At 64.2% G+C, this 26,792-nt stretch carries 24 protein-coding genes; 10 read left to right on the top strand and 14 right to left on the bottom strand.

The features are described from left to right. Positions 1-14: 14 nt before the first annotated feature. The 8 genes from I5R65_RS21015 to I5R65_RS20980 all read right to left on the bottom strand — a co-directional run bounded on the left by I5R65_RS21015 (position 15) and on the right by I5R65_RS20980 (position 8,617). Positions 15-1,646, bottom strand: coding sequence for an acyl-CoA synthetase (locus tag I5R65_RS21015; RefSeq protein WP_370546821.1), 1,632 nt, complete (start codon positions 1,644-1,646; stop codon positions 15-17). A 163-nt stretch (positions 1,647-1,809) separates the two neighbouring features. Further along, complete coding sequence (locus tag I5R65_RS21010; RefSeq protein WP_196872309.1) at positions 1,810-3,414, bottom strand: methyl-accepting chemotaxis protein; 1,605 nt, start codon at positions 3,412-3,414, stop codon at positions 1,810-1,812. A gap of 277 nt (positions 3,415-3,691) precedes the next feature. Then, positions 3,692-4,330 (bottom strand): ATP-binding cassette domain-containing protein, encoded by a 639-nt coding sequence (locus tag I5R65_RS21005; RefSeq protein WP_196872308.1) that lies wholly within the window; start codon positions 4,328-4,330, stop codon positions 3,692-3,694. 23 nt (positions 4,331-4,353) lie between these two features. Next, entirely contained in the window at positions 4,354-4,605 is a 252-nt protein-coding gene (locus I5R65_RS21000; RefSeq protein WP_196872307.1) for a hypothetical protein, read from the bottom strand. A 169-nt stretch (positions 4,606-4,774) separates the two neighbouring features. Further along, the gene (locus tag I5R65_RS20995; protein WP_196872306.1) at positions 4,775-5,239 is read right to left on the bottom strand and encodes a DUF2269 domain-containing protein; all 465 of its coding nucleotides are present in this window, start codon (positions 5,237-5,239) and stop codon (positions 4,775-4,777) included. An 11-nt stretch (positions 5,240-5,250) separates the two neighbouring features. Further along, the gene (locus I5R65_RS20990; RefSeq protein WP_196872305.1) at positions 5,251-6,543 is read right to left on the bottom strand and encodes an SDR family oxidoreductase; all 1,293 of its coding nucleotides are present in this window, start codon (positions 6,541-6,543) and stop codon (positions 5,251-5,253) included. 100 nt (positions 6,544-6,643) lie between these two features. After that, positions 6,644-7,180, bottom strand: a complete 537-nt coding sequence (locus tag I5R65_RS20985; protein ID WP_196872304.1) for a GbsR/MarR family transcriptional regulator — start codon at positions 7,178-7,180, stop codon at positions 6,644-6,646. Between the two features lie 195 nt (positions 7,181-7,375). Further along, positions 7,376-8,617 (bottom strand): MFS transporter, encoded by a 1,242-nt coding sequence (locus I5R65_RS20980; protein WP_196872303.1) that lies wholly within the window; start codon positions 8,615-8,617, stop codon positions 7,376-7,378. A 134-nt stretch (positions 8,618-8,751) separates the two neighbouring features. Here I5R65_RS20980 and I5R65_RS20975 point away from each other — a divergent pair, with 134 nt between their 5' ends. After that, positions 8,752-9,741, top strand: a complete 990-nt coding sequence (locus I5R65_RS20975; protein ID WP_196872302.1) for a LysR family transcriptional regulator — start codon at positions 8,752-8,754, stop codon at positions 9,739-9,741. A gap of 28 nt (positions 9,742-9,769) precedes the next feature. On the opposite strand, the gene I5R65_RS20970 is transcribed toward I5R65_RS20975, so the two are convergent. Further along, positions 9,770-11,260: an acetyl-CoA hydrolase/transferase family protein gene (locus tag I5R65_RS20970; RefSeq protein WP_196872301.1), complete on the bottom strand. Its 1,491-nt coding sequence runs from the start codon at positions 11,258-11,260 to the stop codon at positions 9,770-9,772. Positions 11,261-11,446: 186 nt separating this feature from the next. Between I5R65_RS20970 and I5R65_RS20965 the strand changes: the two genes are divergently transcribed. The 3 genes from I5R65_RS20965 to I5R65_RS20955 all read left to right on the top strand — a co-directional run bounded on the left by I5R65_RS20965 (position 11,447) and on the right by I5R65_RS20955 (position 16,038). Further along, positions 11,447-12,343, top strand: a complete 897-nt coding sequence (locus I5R65_RS20965) for a LysR substrate-binding domain-containing protein (RefSeq protein ID WP_196872300.1) — start codon at positions 11,447-11,449, stop codon at positions 12,341-12,343. A gap of 287 nt (positions 12,344-12,630) precedes the next feature. Further along, positions 12,631-14,817: an FUSC family protein gene (locus tag I5R65_RS20960; RefSeq protein ID WP_196872299.1), complete on the top strand. Its 2,187-nt coding sequence runs from the start codon at positions 12,631-12,633 to the stop codon at positions 14,815-14,817. A gap of 87 nt (positions 14,818-14,904) precedes the next feature. Beyond that, positions 14,905-16,038, top strand: a complete 1,134-nt coding sequence (locus I5R65_RS20955; RefSeq protein WP_196872298.1) for a mechanosensitive ion channel family protein — start codon at positions 14,905-14,907, stop codon at positions 16,036-16,038. A 278-nt stretch (positions 16,039-16,316) separates the two neighbouring features. On the opposite strand, the gene I5R65_RS20950 is transcribed toward I5R65_RS20955, so the two are convergent. Beyond that, positions 16,317-16,607 carry a DUF4148 domain-containing protein gene (locus tag I5R65_RS20950; protein ID WP_196872297.1) on the bottom strand — a complete coding sequence of 97 codons (291 nt, stop codon included), beginning with the start codon at positions 16,605-16,607 and terminating at the stop codon, positions 16,317-16,319. Between the two features lie 638 nt (positions 16,608-17,245). Then, complete coding sequence (locus tag I5R65_RS20945) at positions 17,246-17,647, bottom strand: DUF4148 domain-containing protein (RefSeq protein WP_196872296.1); 402 nt, start codon at positions 17,645-17,647, stop codon at positions 17,246-17,248. Positions 17,648-18,131: 484 nt separating this feature from the next. Here I5R65_RS20945 and I5R65_RS20940 point away from each other — a divergent pair, with 484 nt between their 5' ends. Beyond that, positions 18,132-18,866 (top strand): glutamine amidotransferase, encoded by a 735-nt coding sequence (locus tag I5R65_RS20940; protein WP_196872295.1) that lies wholly within the window; start codon positions 18,132-18,134, stop codon positions 18,864-18,866. Positions 18,867-19,168: 302 nt separating this feature from the next. Next, entirely contained in the window at positions 19,169-19,525 is a 357-nt protein-coding gene (locus I5R65_RS20935; RefSeq protein ID WP_196872294.1) for a hypothetical protein, read from the top strand. A 162-nt stretch (positions 19,526-19,687) separates the two neighbouring features. Here the strand turns inward: I5R65_RS20935 and I5R65_RS20930 are convergent, their stop codons facing one another. Next, a complete protein-coding gene (locus I5R65_RS20930) occupies positions 19,688-20,947 on the bottom strand; it encodes an MFS transporter (protein WP_196872293.1) in 1,260 nt (419 codons plus the stop codon). A gap of 140 nt (positions 20,948-21,087) precedes the next feature. On the opposite strand from I5R65_RS20930, the gene I5R65_RS20925 reads away from it, so the two are divergent. After that, positions 21,088-21,993 carry a LysR family transcriptional regulator gene (locus tag I5R65_RS20925; RefSeq protein ID WP_196872292.1) on the top strand — a complete coding sequence of 302 codons (906 nt, stop codon included), beginning with the start codon at positions 21,088-21,090 and terminating at the stop codon, positions 21,991-21,993. Between the two features lie 40 nt (positions 21,994-22,033). On the opposite strand, the gene I5R65_RS20920 is transcribed toward I5R65_RS20925, so the two are convergent. After that, positions 22,034-22,486, bottom strand: a complete 453-nt coding sequence (locus I5R65_RS20920; RefSeq protein ID WP_196872291.1) for a hypothetical protein — start codon at positions 22,484-22,486, stop codon at positions 22,034-22,036. A gap of 579 nt (positions 22,487-23,065) precedes the next feature. Here I5R65_RS20920 and I5R65_RS20915 point away from each other — a divergent pair. The 3 genes from I5R65_RS20915 to I5R65_RS20905 are packed head-to-tail and all read left to right on the top strand — an operon-like array spanning position 23,066 to position 25,421. Beyond that, entirely contained in the window at positions 23,066-23,317 is a 252-nt protein-coding gene (locus I5R65_RS20915; RefSeq protein ID WP_196872290.1) for a FeoA domain-containing protein, read from the top strand. Further along, positions 23,314-25,140 carry a ferrous iron transporter B gene (locus I5R65_RS20910; RefSeq protein ID WP_196872289.1) on the top strand — a complete coding sequence of 609 codons (1,827 nt, stop codon included), beginning with the start codon at positions 23,314-23,316 and terminating at the stop codon, positions 25,138-25,140. Before I5R65_RS20915 ends, I5R65_RS20910 begins: the two co-directional genes overlap by 4 nt. Further along, on the top strand, positions 25,137-25,421 hold the full coding sequence (locus I5R65_RS20905) for a DUF6587 family protein (protein ID WP_196872288.1): 285 nt from the start codon (positions 25,137-25,139) through the stop codon (positions 25,419-25,421). Before I5R65_RS20910 ends, I5R65_RS20905 begins: the two co-directional genes overlap by 4 nt. A gap of 27 nt (positions 25,422-25,448) precedes the next feature. Here the strand turns inward: I5R65_RS20905 and I5R65_RS20900 are convergent, their stop codons facing one another. After that, positions 25,449-26,654 (bottom strand): threonine ammonia-lyase, encoded by a 1,206-nt coding sequence (locus I5R65_RS20900; RefSeq protein WP_196872287.1) that lies wholly within the window; start codon positions 26,652-26,654, stop codon positions 25,449-25,451. Positions 26,655-26,792 lie beyond the last annotated feature (138 nt).

The raw sequence follows: 26,792 nt of genomic DNA, 5'->3' as shown, positions 1-26,792 counted from the left end.
CGCTTTGAACCGGACTACTGATCCATCTCCTTGAGGGTCTTGCGCATGATCTTGCCGGTCGCCGTGGTGGGTAGCGTATCGACGAAGGCGATCACGCGGGGATATTCGTGGGCCGCCAGTTGCGCCCGCACATGCTGCTGCAGCTCGGCCACCAGTGACTGGCCCGGCGCGTATCCCTCCTTGAGCACCACGAAGGCTTTCACCACCTCGGTCCGCAATGCATCCTTGATGCCCACCACCGCCGCGATGCGCACCGCCGGATGGCGCATGATGCACTCCTCGATCGGCGCCGGCCCGATGCGATAACCGGCGCTGGTGATGACATCGTCGTTGCGGCCCAGGTAGCGGATATAGCCTTGCTCATCCATGTTGCCCAGATCCCCCGTGAGCAGGAAGTCGCCGGCGAATTTCTCCCGCGTGGTCTCTTCATTGCGCCAGTAGCGCAGGAACATCACCGGGTCCGGCGCACGGATGGCGATGTTGCCGACGGCACCGCGCGCCACGATCCGACCGTCCTCGTCGACGATCTGCACATCGTGGCCAGGCACGGCGCGGCCCATGCTGCCCGAAGCGCTGGGATAGAGCTGCGACGAGGAGGAGACCACCAGATTGCACTCGGTCTGGCCATAGAACTCGTTGATGGTCACGCCCAGCGCCTCGCGCCCCCAGGCGATCAGGTCATCCCCCAGCGTTTCGCCACCGCTGGCCACGCTGCGCAGCGAGAAATTCCACTGTTCCCGTGGTGACGGTGTACCGCGCAGCATCTTCAGGGCGGTCGGCGGGAAGAACACATTGCGGATGCCATGCCGCGCCAGCAGGCCGAACACGGCCTCGGCATCGAACTTTTCCAGACGCCGCGCCACCACCGCCACACCGTGATACAGCGACGGCAGCAGTACGTCCAGCAGCCCCCCGATCCAGGCCCAGTCGGCCGGCGTCCAGAAGCGGTCGCCAGGTTGCGGGAAACTGTCGTGCGAGACCTCCACCCCCGGCAGGTGCCCCAGCAGTACGCGGTGCGCATGCAGTGCCCCCTTGGCCTTACCGGTGGTGCCGGAGGTATAGATGATCATGGCCGGATCGTCGGCCCGCGTTTGCACCGCCTGCGGCAGCGGCGGGGCCGCGTGCAGGCGGTCCCAGAAGTCGGTGGTCTGCGGCAGCACGATATCGGACTGCTCCACGCAGAACACCACCTTCAGCGCCGGCAGTTCGCCTGCCAGGTGGACCTTGTCCATGCCGCTGCTGTCGGTCACCAGCGCCGCCGCTTCGCTGTTCTGCAGCCGATAGGCGATCGCCTCCGGCCCGAACAGGTAGAACAGCGGCACCGTGATCGCTCCCAGCTTGTAGGCGGCGATATGGGTGATCACCGTCTCGATGCGCTGTGACAGGTAGATACCGATACGGTCCCCGCGCCCGATGCCGGCCTCGGCCAGCACCTGGGCGAACTGGTCGCTCAGTGTCTTGAGCTGGTCATAGCTCCAGGTGGTGACGCTGCCATCGGCCTCCTCGCTGAGGATGGCGGGTCGGCCACTGCCATCGGCCCAGCGGTCGCAGGTGGCGATGCCGATGTTGAAGAATTCGGGTATCTGCCAGTCGTAGCGTGAAGGGATGGCGGACGTGTCCTGAGGGTAATGCGCAGCGGTGATCACCGGCTGCGGCGGGATGTCGTGGCTCACGGAGGTCTCCTGTGGGATGTTCAGGTGGCGACACCTGCGTGGGTATCGCCTGCCCGCATATCATAGCCTCCCTGCTGCAAGCCCCCGCAAGCCCGTGCTACGAGATGAAAACAATTCACCCTGTCCAGGAGAGGCGCTAGGCGAGCGCCAGCCGACCCCTTGTCGGCAACTCCAGCACCGCCAACCCCGGCGTCCCCCCTTCCAGCCTGAACACCGACACCAGCCGCGCCAGTTGCGCGGCCTGGTCCTGCAACGACTGCGCCGCCGCGGCGGCCTGCTCCACCAGCGCTGCATTCTGCTGGGTCACCTGGTCCATCTGCACGATGGCCAGGTTCACCTGTTCGATGCCGGCGCTCTGCTCCTGGCCGGCGGCGCTGATTTCGTTGACCACGGCACCCACCCGCTGCACGCTTTGCACCACCTCCTGCATGGTCAGTCCGGCCTGTTCCACCAGCTTGCTGCCATCACTCACCCGCTGCACCGAGTCGGCGATGAGGCCCTTGATCTCGTGGGCGGCCGTGGCCGAGCGTTGTGCCAGCGCGCGCACCTCGGAGGCCACCACCGCAAAGCCGCGTCCCTGCTCACCAGCGCGGGCCGCTTCCACCGCTGCGTTCAGGGCCAGGATGTTGGTCTGGAAGGCAATGCCATCGATGACACCGATGATGTCCACGATCTTCCTGGAAGAATCGTCGATGGCCCCCATGGTCTTTACCACCTGGCTGACCACATCCCCACCCTGGCGCGCGATGTCCGAGGCCGAGCCCGCAAGCTGGTCGGCCTGGCCGGCGTGGCTGGCATTTTGCCGGACCGTGGCGGTGAGCTGCTCCATCGAGGAGGCGGTCTCTTCCAGCGACGCCGCCTGCTCCTCGGTGCGGGAAGACAAGTCCAGGTTGCCTCGCGCAATCTCGCTGCTGGCCGTGGCGATGGTATCGGTGGAGACGCGCACCTGGCTCACGATCTCCAGCAGCCGGTCATTCATCTTTTTCAAGGCACGCAGGAGCATGCTGGTTTCGTCGCGCCCATGGGCATCGATGGCCGAGGTCAGGTCGCCGGCGGCCACCGTCTCTGCCACGCGCACGGCCCGGTCCAGGGGCCGGGTGATGCTGCGCGTGATCATCCAGGCGATGGCGGTGGCGGCCGCCAGACCGATGATGGCCAGCGTCAGCAGCAGCGTGCGCGCGTGCTGGTAGTTGTCCTCGACCTCCTCGCCGGCACTTTTCATCATGTCGTGCTGCAGCTTGATGAGGGCGTCGGCGGCGTTCATGGTGGCGCTCTGCACCGGACGCACTTCGTCGATGAGCACATCGATGGCGCCCTCCTTGCCACCCTGCTGCACCATGGTCAGGACCTTGTCGCGTTTTTCCATGTAAGCCACCTGGGCGCTGAGCAGTTTGCCCAGGGCGGTGCGGCTGTCGGCGTCGGTGAGCAGGCGGTCAAGTTGCGCCAGGTCGTCGCGCACGGCCTTGTCGGCACCGCTGATGCGCTCGTACTCGCTCTTGATCTGCGCTTCCTTCTTGAGCAGCACGATGTTGCGCACCGAGCGCGCCACCAGGTTGAGCTGGTCGACAATGTCGCCGGCCACCACGGTCTTGGGATACTTGTCGTGGATCACATCCTTCATCTGGCCATTCAGCTGCGCCAGGCGTGCGATGCCGCTGGCGGCCATGGCCAGCATCAATACCATCAGCAGGCCGAAGCCCAACCACAGACGCACACGGATCGTGACGTTGGAAAGTTGCATGGAATTCCCCCTGTTATCGTTTCGTTGTCGGCAGGCAAGCGGGTCGGGCCGCGTAACCGGAAAGCAAGGCAATTGCCGCAGTCGGGTTGCGCCCTTCCCATTCCAGCATAGAAGACGATGCAGGTGAAGCCAAGCGCGGCTTTGTCGCTGGTGAGCACTGCGAGCGGCCGTCTGGTGGGCCGGCCAGGAGGTCGCCAGGAGGGACGATCGGGCGTCCCGGCGCAGATAGCGGGGAGAAAGTGTGAAGAAGATGAAGCCGGTCCGGGCCCGAGATCGCTCAGTCGCCCAGGTCGATGGTCCCGGCCAGGCGGACGGCCGTCGGGGTTTCGTACATCGCCACCACCCAGGCCAGCTGCGCATCATCGGCATGCGCATCGAGCGTGGCGGCGACGAAGTTGATCGAGGCCCGGTCGAGGCTGGCGTAGGGGTCGTCCAGCAGTGTAAGCCTGGCGTAGGCGGCAAAGGCGGCAGCCAGGTAGACCTTGCGCTTGCTGCCGGTGGAGAGCATGAAGAGCTTCTTTTCCAGGTGGGGCGTCAGCGACAGGCCCTCGGTCAGGGCCGGCAGCAGGCTGTGGTCGAAACGCGGAAAACGCTCGGCCATTGCCGCGAATACCTCCGCCGGTATCATCTGGTCGTAGGCCTCGGTACGCGGGTCGATGAAGAAGACCTGGCGCCGATAGGCTTCGCCATCGCTGTCCAGTCGCATGCCGTCCAGTTCCAGTACGCCGTCGCGGGCCGGCATGAAGCCACCCAGCAGGTTCAGCAGCGTGGTCTTGCCGCGCCCATCGCCGCCGCGCACCAGCGTCACGCCGGAGGTGATGCGGGCAGAGAAATCCTGGAACAGGTCGAGACCGGGGTAGGAAAAATTGAGACGGGAAGCCAGCAGCAGGGCCGGACGATCATCGGCTTGGGTCATCGGATGGATTGGGTGAGGCCGGTTCAACGGCGTTGGCGACGGGCGGCTTGCCGCTCCGCTTCCTGGGCGGCCCGTTTCTCCCTGCGGGCATCGGCCAGCATCGCCAGCGCCAGCGCCAGCGGCGGATACAGGAGGATCAGGCCGCTCCAGTCATGATCGGAAAGAAACATCAGGGCCGCAATGCAGAGGTCGACGGCCATGAGGAACATCAGTGGCCAGCCCACGGGGGCACCAAGGAAGGTCTTCTGTCGCTTGTTCTTGAAATACAGGGCCATGCCGTTCACCGTGCCGTGTTATTCGCCGCGTGGCCGCCGAATCGCGCCGGATGGGCGCTATCACTGGCCGGGATCATGCTGGCGATGGGTTGTCTCCTGCCCGCGATTATAGAAGATGTGAAGGATCAGGGGGCATGCGGCGACAGATGTTCCCCGCGAGAAAACCTGTTTACATCGGCTTGTTGACCATCAACCAATACACCATGAGCAGTCCGCCGAAAGCGGGAAAGCCGAGCACAGTCCAGATTTTTTCGAGGCGCCAAAAGCGCGCCGGCAACTCAATGCCCTGCCTAGCGGCGATCTGCGCCATGTCGCGCATCCGCAATTGCAGCCAGACGACCGGCAGCCAGCACGCGCCAGCCAGGGCGTAGAGCGCAAGTGACCAGATGATCCAGGGCGAATGCAAGGGATAACCCGCCAGGTGGATCATCCAGAAGCCCGATAGGGGCTGCACGATCACCGACGGCGTCGTGAACCACCAGTCGGCGCGTGCGACCCAGCGCGTGACCACGGCAATGGCCTGCACGTTTTGGCTGCGATTGACGAAGAACATGTAGAAGGCGGTGCCGAAGCCGGTTCCAAACATGAATGTGGCCGAGATGATGTGTACCCACTTGATGGTGAGGTAGGTCATGGAAATTCCTTTCAACGTAGGCGCCACATGACGCAAAAGAGGAGCAGCAAAGGCAGGTTCTTCGAGAGCGGCCCGAATGGGTGAGCCCAGAATTGCGGCAGAAAGACCGTCATCAGCAGCGTGTAACCCGCGACCAGGCCCATTTGCACCGGCCACAGCACGCCATGCCATCGACGGGCATGGACCAGTCCTGTCAACAGGGCCGTACCGAGCGCGGCGTCGGTGAGGCTGGCGGTGGCTAGCACTAATTCATGCAGCCCAGGCGGGATGGCGCATGCTGACAGCCAGGCATGGCTTTGTTCGTGTGGCCAAGCGAACCATGAGACATACGCGGTGTATAGCCATAGCCAGGCGATGATCAAGGTCAAGGCCGGATAGGCCCAGCCGGCGATGGCCGCTGGCCGAAGGGAGGGTGTGGCGAAACCGGCTGGATCACGTGGTGAACCGCCCAGAATCTGGCACATCATGCTGTTATCCGGACAGAGGCGACCGTCCTGGCTGGCCGCCAGCATGGTCAGCGGCTCCGGGGCGAGCATCGGCAGTCGCAGCCAGGCGCCGACGCGCGCGATCGGTTGCGCCAGGGCAAACGGCAAGCGGCCCAGCCAGGCAGGCGGCGCTCCCATGGCCTGACGCAGAAGGCTGATGTACTGCGCCAGGGTCATCTTGCGCGGGCCGGCGACGTCAATGCGGCTTGGCCAGGTCTCTCCGTCCAGCCGCATGCGCACGAGGGCCACGACCAGCGCCGCCAGGTCGTCCACGGAGACGGGTTGCACCGGCACGTTCGCGCCAGGGAGCAGCGCAAGGGGCAGTGTGGCCAGTCCCAGGAACAGCTTGCTGCTGGCGCCCTGGGGACTGAAGACCAGCGAGGGGCGCAGGATGGTACAGGCGATATTCTGCGCGGCCAGCCACTCTTCTCCCCTTCCTTTGCTGGCCCAATATGCAGTAGGTGCGGTGCTGGCACTGCCCAGCGCGGAGAGATGGATCAGTGCGCACTGCTGCTTCCTGCATGCCGCGCTGAGGGCTTGCAGCATGGTGCAATGGAGTATCTCGAAGTCTCCGCTTCGCTTTTCGGCGATGATGCCGACGCAGTTGACGACGAGCTGGACCCCCTCCAGCATGGCCTCCCACTGGGCGATAGTCGGCAATTGGGTGACGTCCATGCTGATCCATGGCGCAGCGCTCGCCGCGACGTCTTTTTTAGGCTGTCGGCGACTGGCGCCGATGACCTCATGACCCTCTGCCAGCAATGCCTGTAGGGTGCACGCGCCGATGGCGCCCGTGGCGCCCAGAACCAGAATCCTCATCGCCGTTTCTCCGAAAGTTTTGTCACTTATTTCTGTAAATACAGAAATAGTTCTTTAAAAAAATGCGAGATCTTCTGGTAAGACGATCTCGCTTGATCATTCAGGTCTTGTCGTCGGTGCTCAGCAGTCGCGCCACCTTGCCGCCCATTTTCAGGAAGCGCTTGAGCGTGGCAGGTGGGAGATGCTTGTAGTCGTCATAGGAAGCCGTCAACATCTGCAGGAAGTCCAGCGCCTCATCCATGCGCCCCTGCGCGGCTTTGCTCAAACTTTTGTCATGCCTGGCTTCGGAAGCGCAGTCGCGCAATACCGTCAAGGTCGGGTCGATCTCGCGCCGCTTGCGCTCCTCCACAATGGCCCGAAAGATTTCCCAGACGTCTTGCAGCGCCACGAAATGATCACGCCGGTCGCCAGCGAGATGAACAATGCGTACCAGGCCCCAGCTTTGCAGCTCCTTGAGACTGTTACTGACGTTGGACCGTGCAACATTGAGCGTTTCAGCGATTTCTTCCGCGTGCATGGGCTGGTCGGCCAGGAACAGCAAAGCCTGGATTTGCGCGACGGTGCGATTGACGCCCCAGCGTGTTCCCATTTCTCCCCAGTGGAGAACGTATTTCTGTGCGGTTGGGCCAAGATCCATTGTCATTCCACTTCCGTTATTTCTGTCATTACAGAAATTGTAGACAGGACTGCCGTGGCCGTCAACCTGACTGCGGGTCTGTTAATGACAGACGGGGAGACGGCATGACGGACCGGAAAATAAAAAACGACCCCGGCAAAGCCGAGACCGTCGTTGTCTCCGTCAATCTCGGGTAGAACGGATCGCGCTGCAGGCTCAGCGCGCCTTGGCCGCCCCCGGCCACATCCGCACCACCAGGGCCAGCAGGGCCGACAGGGTTGCCAGGGCCACCACGGCGATCCAGCCCCACTGTGCCAGCGCCAGGCTACCCAGGGCGGCACCGGTCGCCATGCCGACGAACATGCCCACGAACAACACGGCATTCAGACGGCTGCGGGCGCCCGGTTCGATGCTGTAGACGATGCTCTGGTGCGCCACCAGGGTCGCCTGAACGCCGAGGTCGAAGCCGATGGCGGCCAGGGCCAGCAAGACCAGTTGACCCTGGGTCGAGAACCACGGTGCCAGCGCCATCGAGGCAAAGGCCAGGGCGGCCAGTGTCACGCCCAGACGGGTCACCAGTTCCGGACCTTTCTTGTCGGAAATGCGGCCAGCCAGGGGAGCGGCCAGCGCACCGGCCGCACCGGCCAGGCCAAAGGCGCCGGCAGCGGCGCTACCCAGGTGGAACGGGGCGCCATGCAGCATCACCGCCAGGGTCGACCAGAAGGCCGAGAAACCGACCGACAGCAGGCCCTGGGCCAGGGCGGCGCGGCGCAGGGCGCCATGCTTGCGGACCAGCGTACCCAGCGAGCCCAGCAGCGCGCCATACGACAGACGCGAAGTCGGATGGAAGCGCGGCAGGCCACGCCATGCGGCCAGGCCGATCAGGGCGATGCTGGCCGAGGCGCCCACGAACATGGCGCGCCAGCCAAAGTGCTCGGCCACGAAGCCGCTGACCACCCGCGAGAGCAGGATACCCAGCAGCAAGCCGGTCATGACGGTGCCGACGATGCGGCCGCGATGTTGTTCCGGTGCCAGGGTGGCGGCGGCCGGGACGATGTCCTGGGCCAGGGTGGCGGTCAGGCCGATGGCGAGACTGGCGGCCAGCAGCGTGCCTACGCCCGAGGCTGCGCCGGCCAGCAGCAGCGCCACCGTCAGGATGGCGGCCTTGATCAGGATGATGCGGCGGCGGTCATAGCGATCACCCAGCGGCGCCAGCAACAGGATGCCCAGGGCATAGCCGAGCTGGGTCGACATCGGCACCATGCCCACCGCGCGCTCGGAAGCGCCGATGTCATCGGCCAGCACGCCCAGCATGGGCTGCGAATAGTAGAGGGAAGCCACGGCCAGGCCGGCGCCAGTGGCCAAAAGGCCGATCAGGGTCGGCGACAGGCCGTTGGCATGCGCGGCCGGCTGGGCAGAAGCCGGGCCAGCGGTATGCGTCTTTTGAATGCTGTTCATGGTGGAAACTCCGTAGGGTTTGTCTTGCGGCCGGCCCGGGAAATCCCCTCTTTGCCAGCGTTGGAACGGATTCTCCGCTTCCTGGCTCGCATCCGGTAGTAGCGCACGCAGCAGAATTGTTATACGTTTGCCGTATGAGCAAGCCTATTCCCTCCTCCCCCGGCGCGTCCGATCAGCCCAATACGGCCAGCTTTTCCGCTGCCGGGCTGACCGATCGCATCGAACTGATCCAGACCTTCGTGCGCATCGTCGATGCCGGCAGCCTGTCGGCGGCGGCGGCCCAACTGTCCACCAGCCAGCCGACCATCAGCCGTCGCCTGCAGACGCTGGAGCGCTCGCTGGGCGTGCGCCTGCTGCAGCGTTCCACGCATGCGATGAAGATGACCGAGGATGGCGAGCGCTGTTATGAACGGGCCAAGGAATTGCTGGCCGGCTGGGATGAGTTCGAGAACGAGTTGCGTGGCGCCCGGCAGCATGCCGAGGGTTCGCTGCGGGTAGCCGTGCCGCACGCCTTCGGCCAGGAGCAACTGATCGGCCCGCTGGTCCAGTTCATGCGGCAGCATCCGCGCATCACGGTGGAATGGCTGCTGCACGACCGTGCCGCCGATTTCATCAGCCAGGGGATCGATTGTGCGATCCAGGTGGGGGAAGTCGCCGACCCCTCGGTGGTGGCAATCCATCTGGCCGAGGTGCCGCGCATGACAGTGGTCGCCCCTGCTCTCCTGCAGGGCCGGGCGCTGCCACAGTCGCCGGCCGAGCTGGCAGACCTGCCATGGATCGCCATCCCCACCTTCTATCGCCGCGAGGTGACGCTGACCCATGCGCACAGTGGCGAGCGCAGCCAGGTTGCGTTCCGGCCTCAACTGGTCACCGATAGCCTCTACGCCCTGCGCAATGCGGCCATTGCCGGCATGGGCGTGGCCGTGGGTTCATCCTGGGTGCTGTCCGAGGATGTGGCCGCTGGCCGGCTGGTGCAACTGCTGCCGGAATGGGAGCCGTCGCCCTTGCCGGTCTCGTTGTTGTACCCGTATGCCCGCTTCTACCCGGCGCGCCTGCGCCACTTCATCGATACCATGAAAGAAGCCATGCCCGGTGTGGTCCACAAGGCCGTCGGCCGGACCTGACCCGTAGCCGCCCGACGGTCGCGCCATGTCAGTCCAGACGCATGGTCTGGTGCGTGGCAAAGTGCTGGTGCCAGGAGAACGCCTCGCCCAGCAGGTGCGGCGTATGGCCACCAGCACGGCAGGCGCGCTCGAAATAGTCGCGCAGTTGCGGGCGGTAATCCGGATGGCAGCACTGCTCGATCACCTTCACGGCGCGCTCGCGCGGCGCCAGGCCACGCAGGTCGGCCAGGCCCCATTCGGTGACCAGCACATCGACATCATGCTCGCTGTGGTCCACATGCGAAACCATCGGCACTACGCTGGAGACGGCACCGTCCTTGGCCACCGACTTCGACACGAAGATCGAAATCTGCCCATTGCGCGCAAAGTCGCCCGAGCCGCCGATGCCGTTCATCATGTGCGTGCCGCCCACGTGGGTGGAATTGACGTTGCCGTAGATGTCGAATTCCAGCGCCGTGTTCAGCCCGATGATGCCCAACCGTCGTACCAGCTCTGGATGATTGCTGATCTCCTGCGGGCGCAGTACCAGCTTGTCGCGATAACGTTCGATGTTGGCCAGGAAGTGCGCGTACTTGGCCTGCGACAGCGTGATCGAGGAAGCCGAGGCAAAGGCCAGCTGGCCCGAATCGAGCAGGTCGATGGCGCTGTCCTGCAAGACTTCCGAATACATCACCAGGTTGCGGAACGGCGAATCGACCAGGCCGTGCAGTACCGCATTGGCAATCGTGCCGATGCCGGCCTGCAGCGGCGCCAGCGTATGTGGCAGGCGACCGGCTTCGACTTCGCATTCGAGGAAGTGGATCACATGGCCGGCGATGGCACGCGTTTCGTCATCCGGCGGCAGCACTGAAGAAGGACTGTCGGGCGTCTCGGTGAGCACGATGGCCACCACCTTGGCCGGATCGAAGGGAATCGTGGGATGGCCGATGCGGTCACCGGCGGCGGTCAGCGCAATGGGCTTGCGCTCCGGGCGCGCGGCCGGCAGGTAGATGTCGTGCAGGCCTTCCAGTGCCAGCGGCATGCTGGTGTTGAGTTCGATGACGATCTGCGCAGCCTGCTCCACGAAGCTGGCCGAATTGCCCACCGACATGGTGGGCACGATGCCCTCCTCGGTGATGGCCGCCGCTTCGATGACGGCGATGTCGATGCGCGAGGGTGTGCCGCTGCGCAGCTGCTCAGCGGTTTCCGAGAGATGCTGGTCGATGAACATCACCTCGCCGGCATTGATCTTCTTGCGCAGCGTGGGATCGACCTGGAACGGCAGGCGACGCGCCAGCAGGCCCGCTTCGGCCATCAGGCCATCGCTGCCATTGCCCAGCGAGGCGCCGGTGATGACGGTGAAATGCAGTTCTTCATGCGCGGCCCGGTCGGCCAGCGCACGGGGCATGGCCTTGGCGTCGCCGGCGCGGGTGAACCCGCTCAGGCCGATGGTCATGCCGTTGTGGAAAAATGTCGCCGCCTCTGCGGCCGACATCACTTTGCCGGCCAATGCGGGCTGGCGGATGCGCTGGCTATCCATGGATGGTGTGCTCCTGCTCGGGTTCTTTAGAGGGTGTGCAGTGCATCCTCGACGGACTTCCTGCATTCTTGTTTGTATCAAGTGTAGGAGCGGGTGGCTATGCACTGTATGATTAAAATTCCCGCATTCCAGTCGTAAAACGCATAGGTGGGCTGGCCCGCCTTCCCGCTGCAGAAAGCCCTCGCCATGGACATTCGCGCCCTGCGCTATTTCACCGAAACGGTGCGCCTGAACAGCTTCAGCCGCGCCGCCGATGCCTTGCACGTGACCCAGTCCACCGTCAGCAAGATGGTGCGGCAGCTGGAGGACGAGATGGAAGCTCCCCTGCTCATTCGGGATGGCCGCCGCCTGCAGCTGACCGACACCGGCCGCGTGGTCTATGAGCAGGGGCAGCAGATACTGGCCTCGATGCAGCGCCTGGATGCCGAGGTACGCGATACCAAGGCCTTGCGCAGCGGCCGGCTGGAGATCGGCATCCCGCCCATGATCAACATCCTTTGCACGCCGGTCCTGAAGGCCTTCCGCGAGCGCCATCCCGAGATCGCCATCGTGCTCCAGGAAGATACCGGCCCGCAGATCGAGCAGCGCGTCGCCAGCGGTGAGCTGGAGATCGGCATGACGGTCTTGCCGGCCGACCCCGCGCTGGAGTTGCAGACCATGCCGGTGGCGCGCTATCCGATGTGGGCCATCGCCCAGGCCGGCAGTTTCCAGAAGAACCGCTCTACCCTGCGCTGTGCCCAGCTCGATGGCATGCCGCTGGTGTTGCTCAACAATGAATTCGGCCTCACCCGCAGCCTGCGCGGGGTGTTCCGCGAACAGGGCATCGCGCCCGAGATCGTGGCCCAGAGCGCGCAATGGGACTGGCTGGTCGCCATGGCCCTGGCCGGCATGGGCGCCGCGCTGCTGCCGGAACCCTTCATCCACCGTTTGGCCACCGACCAGTTGCAGGCGGTACGCCTGGTCGAGCCGGAGGTGCAGTGGCAGGTGGCCTACGTCACCCGGGGCGGGTATCTCTCGCATGCGGCCAGGGCATGGATGGAGCTGAGCGGCGAGCTGTTCGCCGGTGGCAAGGGCCGCAAGTAGGGTCGGCTGACTAGGACCGCAGTCAGGCCGCTTCTCTCACCCGCCGGGTGGCACCTCCCGATGCATACCCCAATATTCTCAAATGGAATGCAAAGCGGGAATTTAAGTCATGCCGTGCATGAGTACAGCTTCCTATACTGAGCACTGCCGATGCCTGCCGCCCCTCCTCACCCGTGATGGCGGAACCGGAATGACGTCGTTGCGACCGTGAGTGCGCAGGTGTCGGCAATCCTCCTGGCCAGTCTCCAGGCCGCTTGCGCTCCAGTCCTCTACGTCAGCACGTGATCATGCCGCCGCCTTTGTCGTCGCTCCCGCTTTTGCAATCCCTGTCGCTGCTGTCCTCGCGGTTGTCGCTTTACCGGTTTCTACTGCTGACCCATTGCCGTCGTTGCCGCACCCGGGTCGAACGCTGGCGCATGCAGTTCCCGCTGCGTCACGCCAATCTCTCCGAAGGCCTGCGTGCCGCTTGCGGTGCGGCGGCCATGCTGTTGCTGGGCGAATGGCTGGGCAATCCGCTCTTCTCCTGGGCCGCCATCGGTGCCTTTCTCACCTCGCTGGCCGACAGTGCCGGCTCCAACCGGGCAAGACTGGCGTCCATGGGCGGCTTCGCGCTGGCTTCGACGCTGGGCGGCATGGTCGCCGCCAGCGCTGCCGGCCTGAGCGTGGAAGCGGGTTTGCTGGCCATCATGGCCTGCGCCGGTGCGGCCGGCTTTTCGCGTATCTATGGCGCAGCCGTCGGCCTGGTGCTGATGCTGGCGGCCGGGGTCTCGGCCATCATGGCCGATGCGCCGGTGGTGTTGTGGCCGCTCTCGCAAAGCCATGTCCTGATCTATTTCGCCGGCTGCCTATGGGCGCTGCTGCTGGGCCTGACGGTCTGGCGCATCCACCCCTTCGCCCCGGCACGCCAGGCTGTCGCGCGCGCCTATGGCACCCTGGCCGAACTGGCCGCGATTGCGGCCGCCAATGACCTGGACGACCCGGCCTATGCGGTGCACGCCGCCGAACTGGCCGCCCACACCCGCCGTCACGCCCGCTTCGACCTGGCCAGTGCGCATCGCGCCCTGGAGGCGGTGGCCGTGGAGCGCACCGAATCGCGTCGTCTGTATGAAAACCTGCTGGTCCGCCTGGCCCGCGCCGAGGTGCTGCTCGATGGCATCACCGTGCTGGCCGACCTGCAGCTGACGCATTACCAGGCGCCCCGCGCCCGCCAGCGCACCGGCCGCGTGCTGGCCGCCATCGCCCGCCAGTTGCAGGCCATGCAGCGCGACATGCAGCGCGGTGATGCCATTGCCGCCGATGACGATGCCCGCATCATGTTGCGCCTGCGGCAACTGGTGGCGCGTCTGCCCAGCGGCACCGGCCGGCTGTTGCAGCGGGTGGACACGCCGCTGGCCAATGGCGGCGATGATCCCGCTCGCCTGAAGCAGGCGGCCCGGGCCGAGCGCGCGCAACGGGTGGGAATATCTGCCTGGCTGCACCTGCTGCATGCGGCGGCCCGCAAGGCTGCCCTGCACGTGCGCGCCGGTTCGGCCGAGTGGCATCACGCCTGGCGCTGCGCGGCCGCCGCCGGCGCGACCTACCTGATCGTGCATCTGCTGGAATTGCCCTTCGGCTACTGGGCCACCATGGCCACCATGCTGGTGATGCAACCCAGCATCTCCGATAGCTGGTCGCGCAGCATGGAGCGTGCCGTCGGCAGCGTGGTCGGTGGCGTGCTGGCGGTGGCGGTCTGTCTGGTGGTGCATTCGCCGCTGGGGCTGGCCTTGCTGGTGTTCCCGCTGACCGTGCTGACCATGGCCCTGCGGCCGGTCAGCTATGGCCTGTATGCCACCTTCCTCACGCCGGTATTCGTGCTGGTGGCCGATGTCGGCGGCGATCCTGCCCATGAACTGGCCAATGCCGCGCTGCGTGCCGGCAACAACGTCATCGGCGCCGTGGTGGCGGTCCTGGCCAGCTACCTGTTCTGGCCGCGTCGCCAGCAGGAAGACCCGCAGGTGCAACTGCGCCGCATGGCCCAGCTCAACCTGGATTACCTGGCGGCGGCACTGGCGCCGGCCATGCCGGCCGCCGCCAGCGGACCGGACAAGGCCACCCTCGCCCAGTTGCATGCCCACCGCCGCGACGCCTGCGTGGCCAATGTCGAAGCCGGTCTGCTGCTGCAACGGGTGGCACGGGAACGCGGCTGGCGCGAGCGCGACCATGGGCGTGGCCGCACGGCGGTGGCCCTGTCGCGGCGCCTGGCGGCGGCGGCCAGCCACCTCTGGGCGCATCCCCAGCCGGCCGAACCGGAATTGCTGGCGTGGCTGCACGCGCTGGCCCAGGCGCTGCAGGCGCGCGATGCGGCCGCCCTGCAAGCCCTTATCCGCCAGCGCCCTGCCCCGGTGCAGCTGGCACAGGCCGCCGCCGTCGAGACCGCCTGCCTGCTGGTGACCACCCTGGAAGCAGCCGAGCTGGCGCCCGCCTCGGAAAATTAGCGGAAACAAAATCCCCCTTCCCTGTTCGAACCGGAAAAACACCTGCGGGTGTACCGAATCGACAACACAACAGATGGAAGGGAACGGATGAGCCTGGACCTGGATTTTCTCTACAACATGAACGAAGGCCCGCTGCGTTCGGGCCTGATCGTGCTCGGCGTCGCCCTGGTGGCGGTGCTGGTGGCGATCTTCCTGCATCGGCTGGGGGTCGCGCTGGTCAGGCGCCTGGCGCGCGGCCGGCCCTTTACCACCACTGCCACGCAGGTCACCTTCAACGCCAGCCGCGCCTGCGTGATCCTGTTCATGCTGCGTATCGTGCTGGCCGGTGCGCCCGACAATACCCCCGGCCTGACCCGCATTTCCTATCTCACCTCGATCGGCTTCATCCTGGCGCTGACCTGGTTCCTGATGCGCTGCGTGAAATCGGTGAGCCTGACCGTGGTCAATTTGAATCCCTATGACGTGGCCGACAACCTCAAGGCGCGTCGCATCCTGACCCAGACCCGGGTGCTCTCGCGTAGTGCCTACTTCCTCATCGCCCTGCTGGGATTGGCTTTTGTGCTGCTGAGCCTGCCCGGCGCGCGCCAGTTCGGTGCCAGCCTGCTGGCCTCGGCCGGGGTGGCCGGCATCGTCGCCGGTATTGCCGCCAAGCCGGTGCTGGGCAATTTCTTTGCCGGCCTGCAGATTGCCTTCTCGCAACCGATCCGCATCGACGATGTACTCATCGTCAAGGGCGAATGGGGGCGCGTGGAGGAAATTACCGGGACCTTCGTCGTGGTCAGGATCTGGGATGAACGGCGCATGATCGTGCCGCTGCAGTGGTTCATCGAAAACCCCTTCGAGAACTGGACCCACACCTCCTCCACCATTCTGGGCACGGTATTCCTGTGGCTGGATTTTTCGGTCCCTACGCAGGCCGTGCGTGCCGAATTCGAGCGCATCTGCCAGACCCTGCCGCTCTGGGACAAGCGGGTCTGCGTCATGCACGTCACCGACGCCAGCGAGCGCACCATGCAGGTTCGCCTGCTGGTTTCAGCGAGGGATTCCGGCAGTGCCTTCGACCTGCGCTGTCAGATTCGCGAGCACATGATCACCTTCATCGCCACCCATTACCCGGACGCCCTGCCCCGCCTGCGTGCAGAACTGAGTTCGCGCAATCAGCCAGATGCATTGGATACCCTCATCGACGGTGCTCCCGGAGAGCCGTTGAAGGGGCAGTAATGAGCTCGCCGGAAGTCGCATTTCTACAACACCGGCATGGCATGAAAAACTTAGAAAGTCGGATTATTGAAACTAAGTAATCACAAGGACAAAAAATTAAAAAAATTGTCGATGTGATTTTTCTGATGCGCGTTGTCGGCGACTGATGAAACCGCACGCGAAAAGGATCAGGCGGATCTCACGACTGGCGACCGAGGGGAGAGAGTGTCGCTGTCATGGACCCGCCTGCAGGGGAGAAACTGGTGTGCCGGCCAACCCGGCTTGCTGCCCGCCAAGGCTTATTGATCGGTGACGCGCATTTCGCCATTGGCGCGGGCCTGGGCCAGTTCGGCGCGCACTTCATCACGGGTCCTGGCGGAGGCCACTTGCTTGTCATCGCGGTTGCGATCGCTGACCAGAAGTTCGCCGTTGGCACGGGCTTGTTGCAGTTCGGCGACCACTTCGGCGCGGCTCTTGGTGGAGACGAAGCGGCTTTCGGCGGGATACGGAGCTTCGGCCATGGCGGCGCCGACAGCGGTAGTCAACAGCAGGCCTGCAAACAGGTTCTTGACAATGTTCTTGGTGTTCATGATGGTTCCTTGGTGTGAGAGAAGGGATGAGCACTTCAACCCGGGCCGACGTTTGTGGTTCAGTCGTTGTGTGCTGTCATCGTGAAACCAAGTTTAGAGATCAACGGACGACGGATAAAGACGTGAAATCGGAATTCATCGTTCCGGATTTCAGAACAAGCACGTCCATTGTTGCCTCTTGTGCGTGCCGTGGTATGCCAGCACGAACGATAAAGTCGATTTCAGAAAACTTAGAAATACAGATTGCCAAAACTTAGAAGTTGAAAATAGTAAAACTTAGAAAATAAAAAAGGAAATGCTCCGCCGAATTGGTCGAAAATTGAGCATATTGCAGAGTGAAAATCGCGCTTTGAGAGGGGGAAAATTCTGGATAGAGACCGCTGGAAAAACTTAGAAAAATGTCGAAATTTTTCTAAAGCGGCTAGCAGCGTGGCAGCGTCAGGGGGGCAGCGGGAATTGTCCGAAATCGAGATGGACTCAGAAAACAGGCAGGCGGACCTCACTACCGGCGACCGAGGGGAGAGAACGTCGCTTTCATGAGGCCCGCCTGGGGAGAAACTGGCGCACCGGGATCGCCGGTGCGGCTGATGCACAGCCAGGGGCGCGGATGGCGCCGGCCTGGCATCAGGGCATGCGGATTACAGCGGAGCGTTGCTGTTGCTCACAGCAGTGCCCTGGTTACGGGCTTGCTGCAGTTCTTCTTGCACTTGCTGACGGGTCAGGGTCGAGTGGAAGGGCTTCTCCACCGGATATTGATCGGTCACCAGCAGGTCGCCGTTGGCGCGGGCCTGGATCAGTTCGGCGCGCACATCGGCGCGGGTCTTGGTCGAGACGAAGGGCTTGTCGACCGGATATTGGTCGGTCACCAGCAGGTCGCCATTGGCGCGGGCTTGCTTCAACTCGGCGACCACTTCGGCGCGGCTCTTGGTCGAGACGATCTGGGTCTCGGCGGGATACTGGGCTTCAGCCATGGCGGCGCCGACAGCGGTAGTCAACAGCAGGCCGGCAAACAGGTTCTTGGCAATATTCTTGGTGTTCATGATCATTCCTTTGTGAGTGAGGGGATGAGCACTGCAACCTGGGCCGACACTTGTGGTTCAGTCGTTGTGTGCTGTCATCGTGGAACCAAGTTTAGAGATCCAAGCGCGGCAGAAAAAGCAGACAAACCGGAATACATCATTCCAGAAACGCGAACAATCAGTTTTTTCGAGCCTGTACTGCTGTTTTTTTTCCGCAACTGCACATCCTCGGTCGAGGTGGTATTTCCTTTTTGGCAATTTCGTTATTGATGTAAGTCACTGATAAATAAGGAATTTAGTGATATTTTCATGTCCGGGCCTAAATTGGCACGGAAAGTATTTTGCGATGCCGCAAAGATAATCCTATCGCCTCAATACAAAATACTAATAACTTGTTCAATAGATTTGATCGAGTTTTTCAGGTATTCGTTGTATACAATAAGATATAGCGTAAAGCCATTCGCCTCCCCCGCCCTGCCCATCCTTCCTGCACAGGACTCCGCCGATGAAGACTGCCCTGGCCTTGCGCCACCTCGCCAACGAAGACCTCGGACAATTGGCGCCGCTGCTGGCCGCTGATGGTTACCGCATCAGCTACTTCGATGTGGGGGTGGATGCCTTCGCCGATATCTCGCCGCTGGACGCGGAGCTGGTCGTGGTGCTCGGCGGGCCGATAGCGGTCTACGATGCAGAGGCTTACCCCTGGCTGCGCGCCGAGACGGCCTGGCTGCGTGCGCGTCTGCTGGAAGACCTGCCCACCCTGGGCATCGGCCTGGGTGCGCAACTGATGGCCGCAGCCTTGCATGCGCGCGTCTATCCCGGCAGTTGTGGCAAGGAGATCGGATGGGGCGGCTTGCAGCCGGGTCCGCACGTGGCCGAATTGCCTTGCCTGCATGAACTGGTGGAGCAGCAGACTCCGGTCCTGCACTGGCATGGCGACACTTTCGACCTGCCCCAGGGAGCGCGCCTGCTAGCCTCTTCGGCGCGCTATCCTCACCAGGCCTTTGCGTGGGGGCGGCACGGGCTGGCGCTGCAATTCCACCCGGAAGTGGACGCGCGTATGGTCGAGCAATGGCTGGTCAGCCACGCACACGAGATCGCGCACAACCGCAATATCAGCCTGGCCAGCTTGCGCGCCGATGCGCAACGTCACGGCGCCTCGTTCGGGAGTGCGATGCGACGCTTCCTGCAGGCCTGGCTGGCCGGCCTGCGCACCGAGGCGGTGGCAGAGGTGCGGTAGCCGAGTCCGATCGCCGGCTCCCGCTTGTTACGTTTGCTTGCACCGCTCACCAACGCTTGCACTTCTCCCAGAACCTTCCTGTCGCAAATGGCTTCAGAGACTCACCTGTTGCGCAGAACAGGCAGGCCATCAGGCTCTGCATTTTGCGTGATCGGGGAAGCGGAGAATCAGTCCTTGTCCGACATAGCGCGACCGCAAGCTTGCCTATAGTGATGACACGGATCAGCGATCCCGCATCCTGTAATTTTCTTGAGTATCCAAGCCTCGGGCTTTTCCGAAAAACATAACGCAAGGAGGTACACATGAAGACTCGTCACATTCTGATCTCGTCCCTGTTCATGGCCCTGGCCGGTAGCGCCATGGCGCAGAATGCACCGACCAATGGCAACGCCGTGGGCGCTGCGCCGACCGCGCCGATGTCGTCGGCTTCGAGCGCATCGCCTTCGGCCGTGCCTTCCAATGACCCGTTCGTCCAGAAGCGTCAGGCCGATTCCGATGCCAAGGCCGAGTACAAAGCACAGAAGAAGGCTGCCAAGCAGGAATACAAGTCCGACAAGAAGGCTGCCAGGGCGCAGCTGAAGCAAGAGAAGAAGGAGTCCACCGCCGAGCGTAATGCAGCCCTGGCGGCCACTCCTGACAAGTCCGACAAGACTCCGTAATCTGCGGCGTGCATGTCGTGATGAAGATCCCCGGCTGCGGCCGGGGATTTTTTTTGCCTGCGTCCGTTCAGCGCCTGCGAACTTTGGTCACGGTTGTGGGCGGCGCAATGTTCTCGGCCGCGATGCGCGCCGGCAGGCAGTCGATGAAGACTTGCAGACGCTTCAGTTGCGACCCTGCCGCCACAGGCAGCGGGCCAGCCATGCGGCCGTCACGACCTGCAGCAGCATGAAGGCGGCTACGGCGTTCCAGCCTGCGTGTTCCCAGAACCAGCCGCCGGCCGAGCCCAGCACGCTGCCACCGAGGTAATACGCCAGTAGGTACAGCGAGGCAGCATGACCCTTGCCCTGCACCGCCAGACGACCGACCCAGCTGCTGGCCGCCGAATGGGTGGTGAAAAAGCCGATGGTCAACAGCACGATACCGGCGATCACTACCGCCAGCCAGGGCGTGCAGGTCAGGAACAGGCCCAGGCAGGAAGTGCCGATGCCGGCTGCCACCAGCGGGGCGCGGCCGTAGCGGTCAGCCAGTGCTCCGGCCCACGAAGAGGACACGATGCCGAAGATGTAGGCGCTGAAGATGAGCCCGGTCAGCGTGGCTGACAACGAGAACGGCGGACTCATCAGGCGAAAGCCGGCATAGTTGTACGAGGTGGCGAAGATGCCCATGTTCAGCGCCGCGATGCCGAAGGTCAGCGGCAGGCGGGCGTGGCCGAGGTGGCGGCGCCACAGGCCGACGTGATCGCGCAGGCGCAGCGTGCCGTTGCGCACGAAGTTGCGCGAGGCCGGCAGCATCATCACGAAGGCCACTGCCAGCACCAGGTCCAGTGCGCCGATGGCGAGCATGGCGTGGCGCCAGCCGAAGGATTCGGCCAGGGTGCTCATGGCGACCCGGCCGACCATGCCGCCGAAGGCGTTGCCGCCCACATACAGCCCCATGGCGTAGCCCAGGCCACCGGCGTCGATTTCCTCGGCCAGATAGGCCATGGCCACGGCCGGCACGCCGCCCAGGGCGATGCCTTCCAGCGCACGGGCGACCAGGATCAGGTGCCAGCTCGGTGCGATGGCGGCCAGCAGGTTGCAGCAGGCGGCGGTGGCCAGGGAGGCGAACATCAGTTCCTTGCGGCCGAAGCGCTCCGACACCATGCCCGCCATCAGGATCGAGACGGCCAGAAAGCCCGTCGACAGCGACAGTGCCAGCGAGGCGCTGGCCGCGCCGATGTTGAATTCCTGCGCGAAGGCCGGCAGCAGCGGTTGTACGCAGTACAGCAGCGAGAACGTGGCGAAGCCCGAGCAGAACAGCGCCAGCACGATGTGGCGATAGGCGGCGGAGCCGCGGACTGCACCACGGATGACCGTGCCGGTGGCAGGAGCTGCTTCCGGGCGCGGGACGGTGGAGGAGGGTGAATCGGAGAGCGACTGCATGGCGACGGGACGGCGGACGCGCCGGAGGAAGGCGTACCGCCATGTGTTGTGGAGAGGTGCAGTCTGGGATAAATGCGCTATATTGTCCAATATATGGAAGGTGGCCCAGCCATCTATGAAACAGATATCAGGTGAGCAAAATGGAACTGCGACATCTCCGCTATTTCCTGGCCGTGGCCGAACAGCGCAGCTTCACACGGGCGGCCGAGAAGGTTGGCATCGGCCAGCCGCCGCTATCGATGCAGATCAAGGACCTGGAACAGGAAGTCGGCGGCGCACTGTTCATCCGTACCTCGCATGGCGTGGAGTTGTCGGAGGTGGGACGGGTCTTGCTGCCGCACGCCCAGACGGCGGTGGACAATGCCGAGCAGGCGCTGCGTGCCGCGCAACAGGCGGCCAGCGGGGAGGTGGGCTTGCTGCGCATGGGCTTTACCTCGTCGGCGGTATTCCATCCGCTGGTGTCGCATGCGCTCCAGCAATTTCGCGAGCGCCATCGCAAGCTGGAAATTTCCCTCAGCGAGGGGATCACCGAGCAGTTGCTGGCCGATATCGCCGCTTCGCAGCTGGATGCGGCCTTCGTCCGCATCGTGACGACGCCGTCGGCCGAGTTGGGAGTGGTGGAGCTGCCGGCCGAGAAGCTGAAGGTGGCCTTGCCGCGCTCGCATCCGCTGGCGCGGCGTAAATCGCTGCGCCTGCAGGACCTGGCGGAGGAAAACTTCATCATGGTGCCGCGTGGCAAGGGATCGGCGCTGTACGACAACATCTTCAGCGCCTGCCAGGCGGCCGGCTTCGACCCGCAGGTGATCCAGCTGGCGCCGCAACTGACCTCGGCCATCAACCTGGTGGCGGCCGGGCTGGGAATTTCCATCGTGCCGGAGGCCATCGAGCAGGTGCAACTGGCGCAGGTGCGCTACATCGAGATCCGCGAACCGGCGCCGCGTGCGCAGTTGTCGCTGGCTTACCACCGCCAGTCGATCGCCGCAGCGCGCTTTGCCGCGCACCTGCAACGTTCGCTCAGGCGCGTGGCGGGCGAACGGGAAGCGTAGCCAGACGGTGCCGGGCGACAGCCAGCGTGCGAGGCCCGCCTCAGTTGCCCTTGAAGCGTCCCAGCAGCTTGTTGGCCTGTTGCAGGAAGGCCTGTGGATGCGCCTCCACCAGTTGTTCGAGGGCCGGCAGCATGCGTTCGAGGGCAATGGTCAGGGCGATGTCGCTGATTTCCTCGCCCCACAGTACCTTTTGCACAAAGGCGGCCGGTCCGATCTCGGCGATCAGGCTCATGCTCATCTGGCGTTCAAGGGTGTCGATGCGCGGACCGAAGACTTCATCGAAGATGCGCATGATGGCTTCTTCCAGCTGTATCCGCTCGCTGCGCGGCAGACGATCCTCCCGGCGTAGTGGCTCGGGGTCGATCGGTGCCGGCATCTGGCTGTTTTCGATGAGTGCGCTGGCCTCCCCTGCCATGCGACTCAGTTGCTGCACATGCAGCGTCAAGGCACTGATTTCAGCGAGCAACGAGCGCAGCGGCATTTGCTGCGGCATGTCGGATTCGGCTGGACCTGCTGGATGTGGATTCATATTGTTGTTGTTGCTCAGCCTGCCAGGGCAGAGACCGGGCAAGCTGCTTGAATCGATCGTGCCGGCGATGCCGCCCCCATGCGGTTGTCTCGCCGGTGCTCATACGCCGAATATGCGATATCCAGCATAAATTTCCACGAGGAAACTAAAGAAAGTATAGTGCGCTGCAAAAATTTACGCATGAAAAAATCTGTCGTTTGGACGCAGAAGCGACACTTTCGGCGACTTTATTGTTTGAATAATAAAAGAAAATCGCCTGGTTGCGTTTTTTTGTTGTCTGTAATCCAACATTTTCGTGTGGATTGCACCACCGGGTTGCGGCAAATCGTCGCAGTCCGGACCGTGCAGAGGGCTCGCCGTCGGCCCGATTCCATCCAGATCCTGCTGCCCGATCGCCCGCCAGACGCCGGGAAGCCGGGCTTGCGCGCTCCCCGCAGGTCGGTTTTGCTGCGCTTGGAGTAGGACAGCTTCTGTCAGGCAGTTCTCAGGGTGAACCAATATAATGAGAATCGTTACCGATCCCACCGACTGAAACACACCATCATGCGTCTCACCGAACTTGCCAAGGGCGTTGTCGCCATCGTCGATCATGTTTCCGACCTGCACGCGGCCGATGCCGTCGCCGCCCGTCTGCGCGACCTCGGTTTCGTCATGGGCGAACCGGTGCGGGTGGTGGCCACGGCTCCCTTCGGCGGCGATCCCATCGTGGTCCAGATCGGCTCGACCCGTTTTGCCCTGCGGCGCGCTGAAGCGCAGCGGGTGTCGCTGCAGGCCGATACGGAGATGGCGGCATGAATGCGGGCGCACTCAACATCGCCCTGGTCGGCAATCCCAACTGCGGCAAGACCGCGCTGTTCAACCAGATGACCGGCGCGCGTCAGAAGGTGGCCAACTATGCCGGTGTGACGGTGGAGCGCAAGTCGGGCAGCTTTACTGCCCCCTCCGGTCGCCAGGTGCGGGTGGTGGACCTGCCCGGTGCCTATAGCCTGCAGTCGGTGAGCCCCGACGAACGCGTGACGCAGGCGGTGCTGCAGGGGCGCTATCCGGGTGAAGCGGTGCCGGACCTGATCGTCTGCGTGGCCGACGCCACCAACCTGCGCCTGCACCTGCGCTTCGTGCTGGAAGTGCGGCGCCTGGGACGGCCCATGGTATTGGCGCTGAACATGATGGACGCAGCCGCCCGGCGCGGTATCCGGGTCGACGTGGCGGCGCTGTCGCAGCGGCTGGGCATGCCGGTGATCGAAACCATCGCCGTCAGGCGCGGCGGTGCCAATGCCTTGCAGGCGGCCATCGACGACGCGCAATCGCTGGTCGTGCCCACCGTGCCGCCAGTGGCTGACCTGCACGTGGAAGTGCGCGCCTTGCTGGCCGATACCATCGTGATGCCTGCCCCGACCGACCGGCGCGATGACGCGATCGACCGTATCGCCCTGCACCCGGTATGGGGCGTGCTGTTGCTGGCGCTGACCATGTTCCTGGTGTTCCAGGCCGTATATGCCATCGGCAAGCCGATGACCGATGCCATTGCCGATGGTTTCGGCGCGCTCGGCGGCGTGGTCGGCGAGTGGCTGCCGGAGGGGCCATTGCGCGGACTGGTGACCGATGGCCTGGTGGCCGGGCTGGGCACGGTACTGGGTTTCCTGCCGCAGATCCTGGTGCTGTTCTTCTTCATCCTGTTGCTGGAGGAATCCGGTTACCTGCCGCGCGCGGCCTTCGTGCTGGACCGGGTGATGGTGTCGGTGGGCCTGTCCGGGCGCTCGTTCATTCCCCTGTTGTCCAGTTTCGCCTGTGCCATTCCCGGCATCATGGGGGCGCGCAGCATCACCGATCCACGCGACCGGCTGGCCACCATCCTGGTGGCGCCGCTGATGACCTGCTCGGCGCGCCTGCCGGTGTATGCCTTGCTGATTGGAGCCTTCATCCCGCATCGTCTGGTGCTGGGCTTCTTCAATCTACAGGGGCTGGCGCTGTTCTGCCTGTATGTGGCGGGCATCGCTGCCGCCATGCTGGTGGCCTGGGTGGCCAAGCGCATCGGCCGTGCGCGCCAGGAGCGTGCATTGCTGATGGAGTTGCCCTCCTATCGCCTGCCCCACTGGCGTGACGTCGCGCTGGGTTTGTGGGAGCGCGGTGCGATCTTCCTCAAGCGCCTGACCGGCGTGATGCTGGCGCTGACGGTATTGATGTGGGCCATCTGTACCTTCCCTGCCCCGCCGGCCGGCGCCACCGAGGCGGCCATCGACTATTCCATCGCCGGCCATATCGGCCATAGCCTGCAGTACCTGTTCGCACCGCTGGGGTTCAACTGGCAGATCAGCCTGTCGCTGATTCCCGCCTTCGCCGCCCGCGAAACGGCGGTGGCGACGCTGGCCACCGTCTACGCCGTCGGTGGCGACGAGGGGGCGGCCTTGCAGACGGCGTTGGCTGCGCATATCTCGCTGGCCAGCGCGCTGTCGCTGATGGTGTGGTTCGCCTTTGCGCCGCAGTGCATGTCCACGCTGGCCATCATCCGGCGCGAGACGCAGTCCTGGCGCATGGTGGCGCTGTCCTTCGGCTACATGTTCGTGCTGGCCTACGCAGCATCTTTCCTGACTTACCGGATCGCGGGGTGGCTGGCATGAGCGGCTTGTGGTGGCAATACCTGATCATCGGCCTGCTGGTGGCGGGCAGCCTGCTCTACATGGCGCGCAAGCTGGCGCCTGCGCTGAGCTGGCGCTGGCAGGCGCAGCTGGGTAGCTGGCTGGTGCGGCGGCGTGGCGCGCCCTGGCAGGCGCTGGGCCGGCGCATCCTGCCACCGGCCCGGGCGGGCGGATGTGGCGGAGGTGCCTGTGACGGTTGTGGCGACAGTGGCGACGCCTTGCCGCCACTGGAGCAGAAGATCAGCTTCCATCGCCGCAGATAAGGACCACCATCGGCGACGGCTTGGCGGTCAGTGCAGTTCCTCGGCCTCGAAGCCGGCTGCGCGCAGTGCCTGCAGCACCTGTGCCAGATGTGGCCGGCCCCGGGTCTGCAAGACCAGTTCGATATCCACGTTCTGCGCGGCCAGCAGCGTAAAGGCGCGCTGATGGTGCACTTCGTCGATGTTGGCGCCGGCTTCGGCGACGATGCCGGTGATGCGGGCCAGCGTGCCGGGAACGTCCCGCGAACTGACCTTCACTCGCGCCAGGCGGCCAGCGCGGACCATGCCGCGCTCGATGATGGCCGTCAGCAGCAGCGGATCGATATTGCCGCCCGACAGCACCAGTCCCACGCGCTTGCCGCGGAAGCGGTCCGGGTAACGCACCAGTGCCGCCAGTCCGGCCGCACCCGCGCCTTCGACCAGGGTCTTTTCGATTTCCAGCAGCATCAGTACGGCCTGTTCGATATCGCCCTCATCGACCAGCAGCAGTTCGTTGGCTTCGCGGGCGATGATGGCGCGGGTCAGCGTGCCTGGCGTGCCGACCGCGATGCCTTCGGCGATGGTGCTGGAGCCGACCGGGTGGTCGGTGCCCTTGACCGCGTTGACCATGGTCGGAAAACGCCGTGTCTGTACGCCCACGATCTCGATCTCCGGCTTGATCGCCCGTGCTGCGACCGCCATGCCGGCCAGCAGACCGCCGCCGCCGATGGCCACCACCAGGCAATCCAGGTCCGGCACCGCCTTCATCATTTCCAGCGCGACCGTACCCTGGCCGGCGATGATGGCTTCGTCGTCATAGGGGTGGACGAAGGTCAGACCTTCCTTCTCGGCCAGCTCGTAGGCATGGGCGCGTGCCGCTTCCAGGGTATCGCCATGCAACACCACGTTGGCGCCGAAGCCACGGGTGCGCTCGATCTTCACGCCGGGCGTGAAGCGCGGCATGACGATGGTGGCCGGCAGGCCCAGCCGTTGCGCGTGATAGGCCACGCCCTGCGCATGGTTGCCGGCCGACATGGCGACCACGCCACGTGCACCTTCCGGGCTGGCGGCGACATCGACCATCTTGTTGCAGGCGCCGCGCTCTTTGAAGGAGGCGGTGAATTGCAGGTTCTCGAACTTGAGGAAGACCTGGGCACCGACGATCTGGGACAGCGTGCGCGATTCCACGCAGGGGGTTTCCAGGATCTGGCCTTGCAGCCGGCGGGCGGCTGCTTCGATATCGTTGAGCGTTGTCATCCTGTGATTGTAGAGCCAATGCCCCGGTTTGTAGTACCTCGTACCGCACGCCGTGGAGGATGGCGATAAATCGAAGCCGTGGCCGGAGCAACTTGGCAATTGGAAAAATCCGGGCGTGCTGATGTCGATTTTTCGTTT

Source organism: Herbaspirillum sp. AP02 (assembly GCF_015767275.1).
Lineage (GTDB): Bacteria > Pseudomonadota > Gammaproteobacteria > Burkholderiales > Burkholderiaceae_D > Herbaspirillum.
This window is presented reverse-complemented; position numbering and strand designations above follow the sequence as displayed.